Source organism: Clostridium tertium, from assembly GCF_902652255.1.
Taxonomy (GTDB): domain Bacteria; phylum Bacillota; class Clostridia; order Clostridiales; family Clostridiaceae; genus Clostridium; species Clostridium tertium_A.
In genome coordinates this window covers 62,771-73,955 of sequence record NZ_CACRTO010000005.1, presented here as the reverse complement: position 1 = coordinate 73,955, position 11,185 = coordinate 62,771, and the positions used below count along the sequence as shown (strand labels likewise).

Annotated in this window: 7 protein-coding genes, 1 riboswitch and 2 other annotated features; all 7 genes read right to left on the bottom strand. The window is 27.7% G+C overall.

The window, feature by feature from the left end; genetic code table 11:
- Positions 1 to 20 precede the first annotated feature (20 nt).
- A riboswitch (cyclic di-GMP riboswitch) is annotated at positions 21 to 107 on the bottom strand.
- A 147-nt stretch (positions 108 to 254) separates the two neighbouring features.
- Complete coding sequence (locus GPX08_RS00375; RefSeq protein ID WP_156624290.1) at positions 255 to 2,222, bottom strand: class I tRNA ligase family protein; 1,968 nt, start codon at positions 2,220 to 2,222, stop codon at positions 255 to 257.
- A gap of 57 nt (positions 2,223 to 2,279) precedes the next feature.
- Positions 2,280 to 2,551: a binding site (T-box leader), on the bottom strand.
- 125 nt (positions 2,552 to 2,676) lie between these two features.
- Positions 2,677 to 3,813 carry a hypothetical protein gene (locus tag GPX08_RS00370; protein WP_156624288.1) on the bottom strand — a complete coding sequence of 379 codons (1,137 nt, stop codon included), beginning with the start codon at positions 3,811 to 3,813 and terminating at the stop codon, positions 2,677 to 2,679.
- A 531-nt stretch (positions 3,814 to 4,344) separates the two neighbouring features.
- Complete coding sequence (locus GPX08_RS00365; protein WP_156624286.1) at positions 4,345 to 5,181, bottom strand: peptide transporter; 837 nt, start codon at positions 5,179 to 5,181, stop codon at positions 4,345 to 4,347.
- Positions 5,182 to 5,553: 372 nt separating this feature from the next.
- Positions 5,554 to 5,889, bottom strand: coding sequence for a rubredoxin (locus GPX08_RS00360; protein ID WP_136005287.1), 336 nt, complete (start codon positions 5,887 to 5,889; stop codon positions 5,554 to 5,556).
- 371 nt (positions 5,890 to 6,260) lie between these two features.
- Entirely contained in the window at positions 6,261 to 8,168 is a 1,908-nt protein-coding gene (thrS, locus tag GPX08_RS00355; protein ID WP_156624284.1) for a threonine--tRNA ligase, read from the bottom strand.
- Positions 8,169 to 8,225: 57 nt separating this feature from the next.
- Positions 8,226 to 8,452, bottom strand: a binding site (T-box leader).
- A 103-nt stretch (positions 8,453 to 8,555) separates the two neighbouring features.
- The gene (locus GPX08_RS00350) at positions 8,556 to 8,984 is read right to left on the bottom strand and encodes an N-acetyltransferase (protein WP_156624282.1); all 429 of its coding nucleotides are present in this window, start codon (positions 8,982 to 8,984) and stop codon (positions 8,556 to 8,558) included.
- 364 nt (positions 8,985 to 9,348) lie between these two features.
- Positions 9,349 to 11,184 carry an ATP-binding cassette domain-containing protein gene (locus GPX08_RS00345; protein ID WP_156624281.1) on the bottom strand — a complete coding sequence of 612 codons (1,836 nt, stop codon included), beginning with the start codon at positions 11,182 to 11,184 and terminating at the stop codon, positions 9,349 to 9,351.
- Between the last annotated feature and the right edge of the window lies 1 nt (position 11,185).

Here is an 11,185-nt window from a genome sequence, read left to right as displayed (position 1 = left end):
GCAAAAAGTATAATGTACTCTTTGGCAACTGGCTGACATAATTATTAATAACCTTAGTCCCTATAGCTTTGCGTCTCTACGTTTCCATAGATTTGCCTATTAAATTTTATTTACATTTGAATTCTAACATTTATTTACTTATATTTCAACTAATTTTTAATAAAATTATTATATTTTTAATACATTATATAATATCCTTAATCTCTATTATTAATCCTGTATGATTTTCATGTAGCATATTATTTCTACTCTCTTTAATATTGATATTCCATTTTCTTAAAGAAATCCACCTTTGGTTCTAATATTTTAAAATTGTGTTTCTCTGAATCTTCAAAATATGAAGTTATAGGATCCAATATTTTATCCCAATTCCATAATTCCTCATCAATATTTAGATAATCCCTAAACATCTCACATCCTTCTGGTGCTATAGGATGAATAAGTATTGCTATAACCTTACATGCATAGAAACAATCTGCAAGTACTTCTTTTTTAAACCCTTCCTTTTTAATATTATTAGACCAATGCTTATTTATTTCTCTAATATACTCATCTAGAACATAAGCTATCCTATGAAAATCTTGATTATACATATGCCTTTCATACTCAAACACAGCTTTTTCTGTCATTATTTTTATTTTTTCACTAACACTCTCTTTTGGAATATTCTCATTCAAGCTTTGTAATGTGTAAAAGCATGAACGTATTAGTCTATTAAATACATTAGTTAAAAGATTTCCTTCCTTTAATACAGGGTCTGCACCGACTTTTTCCTCTTCCTTCATGTAAACTTGCGGCTTAAACCCAACACTTTTTGATGATAATCCTAAGCTCATAAAATGCATACGTAATTGATCGCTATTATAATAACTTAACAATTCATCTGCCATTGGAGGCTTAATATCTGAACTACTACTTGCTTTTTTATCCATAAATAAAATATGCTTATTAGGTACAATATGTGGTAGATTAATATTATTAATATTTAACTCTTCACCTTTAGGTTTCTTTAAAGCAATTAATATTGCCATTTCAGCAATTGAATAAAAATAAATATTATCCTCTCCTATAAATTGATACACCATAGAATCTTCATCTTTCCAAAAGCTTTTCCATTCTTCAGTTTTTTCTCCTATTGACTCTAAATATGCCTTTGTAAAAGAAATCGGTGCCCATAAAGACTCTGGCCATACCCAGAATGTTAGATTTTTCATATCTTCCTTATCTGGTACCTTTACTCCCCAAGAAATATTTCCTGATAATCTAAATGGAACTAATGTCTTACCACTAGTATAGTGAATATTTAAATTATCTAATATTTCTTTTGCTTTATCTCTATCTTCTAATTTATCAAAAATAAATGTAACAGAAGATTTTTTCTCTTCATCTATTGTCTCATGCTTTGGAAGGATAGTTTCTAAAGCTTCTAGGTCATCAATATATTTTCTTGCCACATACATTAATGGCTTTTTTAGAAACTCATCTATTGCTTTAATTTCAAACTTTCTTCTATTAGTGTTTTTCTTTAAAAACTCATTAAGTTCCTTCATAATATCCATTGAATCATCTAAAGTAAAATACCAGTTTTCTATACTTTTAAGCACAGGTTTCTTACCTGATAAAGTACTAATAGGATTAATTAATTCTGATGCCATATATTGATGTCCTAATGCACATTCTTCTCCATAAGCCTTATCTGAGTTACAACCTGCAATTGGACACCTTCCGACTACTTGCCTTCCATTTAGGAATGTCTTCTTATCCTCATCATAAAATTGCATTGCTGACATCTTTTTTATATACCCATTTTCATATAATTCAATGAATATTTCTTTTGAAACTTCACTATGCACTTCTCCTGTTCTACCAAAAGCTGAAGCACCAAAAATATCTAAACTTATTTTGTAATCATCTAAAGTTTTCTTTTGTGATAAATGATTGTTCTTAACATATTCTTCTATAGTTTTATCATAACCTTCATTTTTAAGCTTCCTATAACTTTCAAGTATAGGTGAACCATAGCAATCTGTTCCTGATACAAAGATAACATTTTCTTTTCCTATCCTATCCCTTAAAAACCTTGCAAAAATATCTGCATGAATAAACATTCCTCCAATATGGCCAAAGTGAAGATTTTTATTCCCATAAGGCATTCCAGCTGTAATTACAGCTTTCTTTGGAAATATCGGTCTTTCATTTTTTTCTAGTCTCTTACTTATCATACTTTCAACTCCTTTTTAATAATTTTTACGACAAAAAGCCCCTGTAGAACTTTGCTCTACAGGGGCGAAAATTACATTTCACGATACCACCCTTTTTCCCTAAAATGTCACCATTTTAAGCTCTTCAAGTACACCATTTCCCTATAATAGGTTAAATCATACTCTAGTTCTGTAACGTGAACCTACGTCATATCATCACTTATAATTATTTTTATAAGATCCGTATGCAGCTCCGAGGCTTGTTTCATTATGCTTTCATAATTTCCTTCCACCAACCGGAAACTCTCTGTGTATTCATTCATAACTACTCTTCTCTTCATAGCTTTTAATTTGCTTAATTATATATCTTACGACTCTATCTGTCAATTAGTTTATTTAATAAAATTGATTTTTATATTCTTTTCTAAAATAATAAACTTCATCTTATTTTATATATATTATAAGTAGGTTCCTTCTATTTCTCACCATATTTTTTGCCATAATTAACCTGTATCTTTATATTAGGATGCATATTACAAAATTGACTAATTACATAATAACAGCTTGGACACGGTTCCCATTTACTATATAAAATAATATTTCCTTCATCTTTCAAAGCTTTTTCTTCTATTAACTTATGAATTTCTTCAAATATCTTTTTTTCACTATCATTAACTCTATTATATCCTCCCCCCAACCTACCTAATTTATTGACTTTAATACTCTTAAACACTGTTTTTTCTGGAGGTGGTGCTACACAATATTTTTTTATATCAATACTTCCACTTATTGCTTTAAACTCCTTATTATCAAATATTGCTACTGCTATATTTATAGAATCTTGTAATGCATTACTTTGATTTATTTTAAATGTTCCATCTTCATTTCCAAAAGATTTCATATATTTATCTACATTCTTTATTAAACGCTGTATTCTTGGTATGTTATTAGTTAAATATTCATGGTACTCTACAGAACCTTTCTTGTGTTTTATATATTTGCAATCAATTTTTTCTGGTATTTTAAAAGATATTGATTTTACTTTTGTTTTTTCATTATATTTTTCAATCAGTCCTTCTTTTTTATAAAGAAGGATCTTTTTTAATAATTCAATATCCTTGCCATAAATATAGTCCTTATCTATTTCTTTTTCTAAATTCTCTATTATTTCTTTCTGACCTTTATAAATATTTCTAGATATATGCTTCTTTACTTCTTCGATATCCTTTAATATATCTTCAACATTATCTTGTATTCTTGTCTCTCTTTCATATTCAATTCTATCTATATTTAATCTCTTAATATTACTTAGTATTCTACAGAGTTTTTTATGCTCATTATCAAATATTAAAATCTTTTCTATATAATCAATAAGATTCTCTATATTATTTACTTTATAACTAACTTCATTATCTTTAATTGAAGAATATAATCTTTCAGCTACAGTATTATTTAGTTTAAAAATTCTTTTTAACTCTACCTTGAAGTCTTCTTCAATAAGATCATTTATTATGTACCCCTCACATAGCAAAGCATCCTTAAAATCATCTAAATTGCTGATTTTTATTCTATCTCTTTTTTTAATTTTTAATGTACTATCTATTTGCGTCATATTCACCTCTTTTTATTCGAAGAAACTACTTATTATAAAAGTTATAAATGTCGTTCCTATACAATTAATAAATGCAATAGAAATAAGATTATCATTATTCTCTTTCATATTTTGTATTTTTTCTTTACCTCTTTTTATTTCAATTAATTCCAAATTATCATATTTTAAAAATACTTCTCCAAATTTAGTTATAGTAACTCTAGATCTTTTAAGATTTAAAGATAAGGAAACGAAAAAGAATAAATCATGAAAATAATTGTGCCTAGAAAATCAGCTAATAATAATTAGACATAATTATCTCCTTAAAATAACCCCAAATTACAAATAATTAATATTGGGTAATTTTTGTTTTAAAAATGAATCTTTGAAATTTCTCTAGGATATGAAATTAAATTACTTCTATTTCAACTATTTTAAAATTTAATATAGAATTTTGTGAATATACTGTTCTTATGAAAATTTCATGATTTAATATCTACTTAATTTATATATTTTCTTCTATAAAATGATTCGAATACTTATTCCAATACTTCATACATAATCTAACATACTATAAATAATTATTGCTTGTTGTATCTCAAGTAAATATTTCTTAAATTTATAACCAACAAAATATTTGCTTTCTACTATTTCACTGGAAACTTCCTCACCTCGATAAAATGGTGGACAAGGATTTAAAATTGCATTATCATTTGCATTATTCATTATTTCTAATGTAACTTGATGATTATGAAAATCCTTTAACATCCCTGGACCTAGTGGATCTGTACAAATAATGTCCTTACCAACAATAGCACTTTTCAAATCAACTATATGATTTACACCAGGCATTTTATATTTAACTGGACTACATTGAGTTAAAGAAAAGCCCATTAATTCAGCAGCCTCTTTCCATGCCAATCCAATATTCCCAATACCTCCTACAAAGAGAAACTTATCTATAGTAAAATCCTCTCTTATTTTAGATAAAGCGTACATATCTGCTAGCATTTCACAAGGGTGATTAACATCTGTCATTGCATTTATTATAGGGAAAGTAGAATATCTATTCATCTCATCCAATTTTTCAATATCTTTATATCGTACAATAACTCCATCAACCCAATTATTTAAATATCCAATTACATCTTGAGCTTTTTCTTTCTTATCTAATGTTTCAGGTGGAAAGACTATACTTTGTCCACCTAACAAATATATTCCTTTTTCAAAAGTAACTCTTGTTCTAATACTTGATTCTGGGAAAAACATTACTATAGTCTTTCCTTTCAAAAAGTCATTATACTTCCCCTCTTGTAATTCATCTGCTATATCAAATATCTTTTCAACATCTTCTTTATTGTAATTACTTAATCTAATTAAACTTCTCATAACCCTCTCCCATATCAATCTTTTTCATCTTAACATTTTACCAATTCCTCACCAATAATTATATCATGATTAATTCAATTAGCAGAATCTCATTAACTTAAATAAAAGTAAAAGGTACTTAATTATTTATTTCACTTCGTAAATAATTAAGATAATAATAAAAAGGAGACTAAACTTTTTGCAGTTCATATATATAATGGTAATTGATATAAAAAATCTAATTAATATTTTAAATGTCATATTTCTAAACTATAACTCTAAAAATATTCTTCTAATCTATGTTACTCTTATTAATTTATATTAATATCAATTACTTTCTATACAAAAAAGGCTATATATTGTCATACCACAATATATAGCCTTATATTTATCTTACCACTTACCGTTAGCAATGTGTCCAGCTAATTCAGCTTTGCATCTTTGTTTGATAACCCAAGCTTCGTTCTTAGCCTTTTCAAATCCATTTACGCACTTAGGATCTAGGTTGATTTCAATACCTTCTTTTGCAAGCTTAGCAATCTTATCTGCTAATATAATCATTTCAGCATGAATGCTATTAGTTCTATCAGAAGCATAAATCTTTTCTGCATCTTCACTACTTAATTCAACAAATTTTTCTTTTCCTAAGTTACACTTAGGACAAACTTCTGGAGCTTCAACTCCTTCATGTACATATCCACATATTGTGCATTTAAATAATTTTTTCATAATTAATCTCTCCTACATCTTATATATATATTTATATTTCTTTTAAGTTTCCTTGTTATGTTTATATATTAACTTAAATAATATCCTTTGTCAACTAATAATTTTTATTATTTAATAATTACTCTCTTATTATTTTTCTTTCTTTTGAAATTAAATAAAAGTTAGTTTAAAGCCATTTACTAATATATCTCATCTTAACTCATTTATATTTATATTTATATTTATATTTATATTTATATTTATATTTATCTTCTATATTGATATTAAAAGAAAGGGTCGTAAAATCTCTACTCCCCTTCTCTTCATTATAAAAAATATTATTCTATTAATAGTTAAAACTATATAGTTAACTTACTAATTATATAATTAATCTATATAGTTTTATTTTTTATCTCTTCATTTATTTTATTAATAAAGCTCTCTAAAGAAACATTTCCTTCATCACCATTTACTCTACTTCTTAAAGAAATGATTTGATCCTTTTCTTCCTTTTCACCTATAACAATTATATAAGGAACTCTTTCATTTCTAGCTTCCCTTATTTTATATCCTATTTTTTCACCTCTTAAATCCATTTCAATCCTTATTCCATTAGATAATAACTTCTTCTTAACTTCATTTGAGTAGTCTATAAACTTATCAGAAATAGGTAATACTTTAACTTGTACTGGAGCAAGCCATGTTGGGAACTTCCCTGCAAAGTGTTCAATTAATATACCAATAAATCTTTCAATACTTCCAAAAATAACTCTATGAATAACTATTGGTCTATGCTTTTCCCCGTCACTGCCAATATAGTCTAATTCAAACCTTTGTGGTAATTGGAAATCCAATTGAATAGTTCCACACTGCCATGTTCTACCTAGACTATCTTCAAGGTGAAAATCGATCTTAGGTCCATAAAACGCTCCATCCCCTTCATTTATTTTATAAGGTAGGTTCATTTCATTTAGTGCATCTTTTAAAGACTCCTCTGCCATATTCCAATCTTCATCACTTCCCATTGAGTCTTCAGGCCTTGTAGATAATTCAACTCCATATTTAAATCCAAACTTTGAATATACTTCATCAATTAAAGATACAACACCTTTTATCTCTGATTTAATTTGTTCTGGTAACATAAATATATGTGCATCATCTTGAGTAAAGGCTCTTACCCTCATAAGACCATGTAAAGCCCCTGATAATTCATGTCTATGAACTCTTCCAAGTTCCCCAACTCTCATTGGAAAATCTCTATAGGAATGAGACTCAGATTTATATACAAGCATTCCTCCTGGACAATTCATTGGCTTTAATGCAAATTCTTCATCATCTATCATTGAAGTGTACATATTTTCTTTATAATGATACCAATGACCTGAAGTTTCCCATAACTTTTTATTTAACATTATAGGTGTTTCTACTTCAACATATCCAGCCTTGTCATGAAGTTCTCTCCAATAATTTATTAGGTTATTTTTAAGAACTACACCCTTAGGTAAAAAGAACGGGAAACCTGGCCCTTCTTCTGCAAAAGTAAATAGCTTCAATTCTTTTCCTAACTTTCTATGATCCCTTTTCTTCGATTCTTCTATATTGTTTAAATAAGTTTTTAAAAGCTCTTTATTAGAAAATGCTACGCCATAAATTCTTTGTAACATCTTATTTTTTTCATTACCCTTCCAATAAGCACCTGCAACACTTGTCAATTTAAAAGCCTTAATTGATTTAGTTGAATATAAATGAGGTCCTCTACAAAGATCAATAAATTCACCTTGTTTATAAAGAGATATTGTTACTCCCTCTGGAAGTTCTTTTATTATCTGAACTTTATATGGTTCATCTCTATCTTCCATTAGCTTTATAGCTTCTTCTCTAGATAACTCTATCCTTTCTATATTTAAATCTTCTTTAATTATATTGTTCATTTCTTCTTCAATTTTAGCTAAATCTTCATTATTTAATGGATTTTCTATATCAAAGTCATAGTAAAATCCATTTTCTATTGATGGCCCAATAGTTACTTTTGCATCTTTATAAATTCTTTTAACTGCTTGTGCCATCACATGTGAGGTAGTATGTCTCATAACCTCAATTCCTACTTCATCGTCGCAAGTTAGTATATTTACCTCATCTTCATCTTTAAGCTTATAGCTTAAATCAACTAAGGTTCCATTTACTTCACCTGCTACAGCAACTTTTGCTAACTTCTTGCTTATTAAACTAGCTAATTCTAAAATATTTGATTCTTCTTTGACTTCTCTTATTGATCCATCTTTTAATTTTACGTTAATCATTACATTCTACCTCCTTTTATAGATTTAATTGAAAATAAAAAAACACCCATCCCATAATCTTGGGACGAATGTTATATACGTGGTTCCACCCAAATTGAATTAATAATTCAATTCATCTCTGTAAGTATTATCGATCTTCACCGATGGCATTTCTCATTTTATTGATACTAAACCATAACTCCAGGTTAGTTTTCTTATAGTCATATTTAAAAGTGCTTACAGCCGATGACACTTTCTCTCTTAAAACTGTATTCTATAATACTCGTCCCTATCAATGTTTAATAATATTATACTATCAATATTATGTTCATTTACTATAATATTGAAATTTATTTGTATTAATCTTATCACTTTTAGATTTATTTGTAAATAATTAATATTATAAGGTTACTTTTCCATTATGTATTCATATAATCCTGAGTCTTCATTCTTTTGTTCTTCAATTATTTTAAAACTTTTCTTCTTATAAAACTTAACAGCACTTTCATTCTCTTTATACACTACTAATTCTAGTTTGTTATATTTATTATCTACATAATCAATTAATTTACTTCCGATTCCTAATCCTTGGTAGTCAATATCTATAAATAGAGCCCCTATAAATTCTTTATTTATAATACTTATAAATCCTCTTATTTCTTCTCCATCATCATATACAAAGGTTTCTGACATAGGTATATAAATATTTTTTACAACCTCATAATTATTTTCCCAATATTCCTTTTCAATAAAGCTATGTGCTTTAATTGTACTTGCCTTCCATAACTCCATTACTTTTTCTATTTCTTCACTTTTTATTTTTCTAATCGTATACATAAAAACTCCCCATCTTACGTTTTTTATTTTATCTACTCTTAAGTGTAATTAGTGTTAACATATTTTTCAATACATTTGAGCTTAATATTTTATAGAATAATTTATATCCTATTTTTCAATTTATATATTCATAAATATTGCAGTGTAAATAATCTATTGCTATAGAGTTTAATTAATAATAATATACTTCCCCTTCTTCCTGTTAATAATATGAATAAAAACAAGTAAGAGTTACTTAATATTATAGATTCTAAACATATTGAATAAAAAAAGAAGCTGTATCAGAGTTGATCTATAAAATCAGTCTTATACAGCCCCCTCTATAATATAGGAAAAATTTTCTTAATCAGTATATAGTTATTATTTAATTAGCAACTTCAAACTGGCTATAATAAAGTGATGCATAGAAGCCATTTTGTTCTAAAAGACTTTCATGATTTCCTCTCTCTACTATATCTCCATCTTTTACAACTAATATCATATCTGCATTTTTAATAGTTGAAAGTCTGTGAGCTATGACGAAGCTAGTCTTGTCCTTCATAAGCCTTGATAAAGCTTTTTGAATTTCTACTTCTGTTCTAGTATCTACGCTTGATGTAGCTTCATCTAGTATCATAATACTTGGATTAGTTAGCATAGCACGAGCTATAGTTAATAACTGCATTTGACCTTGTGATACATTTGCTGTTTCACTTGATATTACAGTATCATAACCATGCTCAAGTGTACGAATAAAATGATCACAGCAGGCAGCTTTTGCAGCATCTATAATTTCTTCGCGAGTAGCATCCATCTTACCATAGGCAATATTTTCAGCTATTGTACCTTCAAATAACCATGTATCTTGAAGTACCATACCTATTTGCCTACGTAATGTATTTCTTGGTATTTCAGTTATATTAACACCATCAATTGATATAGAACCTCCATTTAATTCATAGAAGCGCATAATTAAATTAATTAAAGTTGTTTTTCCTCCACCTGTTGGTCCAACAATTGCTACCATTTCATTTGGTTTAACTTCAAGATTCAAGTCTTTTATTAAAGTCTTCTCTTTAGTATAACCAAACTTTACATTTTCAAAATTAACTCTACCTTCAGTTATAGGGTTTTCTTTAAAAGAAATCTCATTAAATTTACTATCTGCAATTTCTTCCTCTTCATCTAATAATTCAAAAACTCTTTCTGCACCAGCAATTGCAGATTGCAGAGCCATTATAACATAAGAAGCTTGAGTAATAGGTTCAGAAACTTGATTTACATATTGTAAAAACGCTTGAATAGCACCTAGAGAAATTTGTCCACCAATTGCCATCATCCCACCTACAATAGCAATAGCTATAAATCCTAATTGATTTAAAAGCCTTATAGTTGGATATATTGCAAAGTCAACAAACTGTGCTCTTCTATTTGCTTCAAACTGCTTTTTATTAAGCTCTGAAACTTCCTCAATTGTTTTCTCTTGTTGATTAAAGACCTTAATAATTCTGTTACCTGAATATACTTCTTCAATTTTTCCACTTAATTCTCCCATAGCAGCAAAATTTTCACCATAGTAACGTTGACTTAAACTTGATACATAGTTGGTTGCTACAGCACTAATTCCAATAAATACAAAGATTAATAATGATAACTTTGGATTTAATATAAGCATCGCAATAATTGTAAGTACAATTGTAAAGGAAGAAGATATAAACTGCATAAAGCCAACTTGCATTACTTGTGATACTTTTTCAAGATCAGTTGTTACCCTACTCATTACATCACCTGTTTTATGTGAGTCAAAGTATTTAAGTGGTAATCTATTAATTTTCTCACTTATTTCTGTACGTAGTGATAGAGTCAAGTTTTCACCAATGCTAGCTATTATATATTGCTGAATGTAAGATACTAAACTGCTAATAATAGAAACTCCTATTAACATTAAAACTGGTATAAAAAGTGCATCTGTTACTACCTTAATAACACTTAAAGATCCATTAAAACTACGAATTGCAGTTACTAAATTATCTATAGCACTACCAACTAATAATGGCATAACTGCATAGGATGCACTTCCAAGCAAAGTAGATAAGCCTACTATTATTAACTTTTTCTTTTGATCTGATAATCTTATCATTAACCTTTTAATAGTCTTTTTTGTATTTCTAGGAATATCCTCATGAAATTCCATTATATCTATTTCTTTATCTTTTTCCATT

Excerpts from the sequence above, each read along its gene's own strand:
- GPX08_RS00375 (WP_156624290.1), bottom strand. The coding sequence starts at position 2,222 with ATGATAAGTAAGAGACTAGAAAAAAATGAAAGACCGATATTTCCAAAG.
- GPX08_RS00370 (WP_156624288.1), bottom strand. The coding sequence starts at position 3,813 with ATGACGCAAATAGATAGTACATTAAAAATTAAAAAAAGAGATAGAATA.
- GPX08_RS00365 (WP_156624286.1), bottom strand. The coding sequence starts at position 5,181 with ATGAGAAGTTTAATTAGATTAAGTAATTACAATAAAGAAGATGTTGAA.
- GPX08_RS00360 (WP_136005287.1), bottom strand. The coding sequence starts at position 5,889 with ATGAAAAAATTATTTAAATGCACAATATGTGGATATGTACATGAAGGA.
- thrS (WP_156624284.1), bottom strand. The coding sequence starts at position 8,168 with ATGATTAACGTAAAATTAAAAGATGGATCAATAAGAGAAGTCAAAGAA.
- GPX08_RS00350 (WP_156624282.1), bottom strand. The coding sequence starts at position 8,984 with ATGTATACGATTAGAAAAATAAAAAGTGAAGAAATAGAAAAAGTAATG.
- GPX08_RS00345 (WP_156624281.1), bottom strand. The coding sequence starts at position 11,184 with ATGGAAAAAGATAAAGAAATAGATATAATGGAATTTCATGAGGATATT.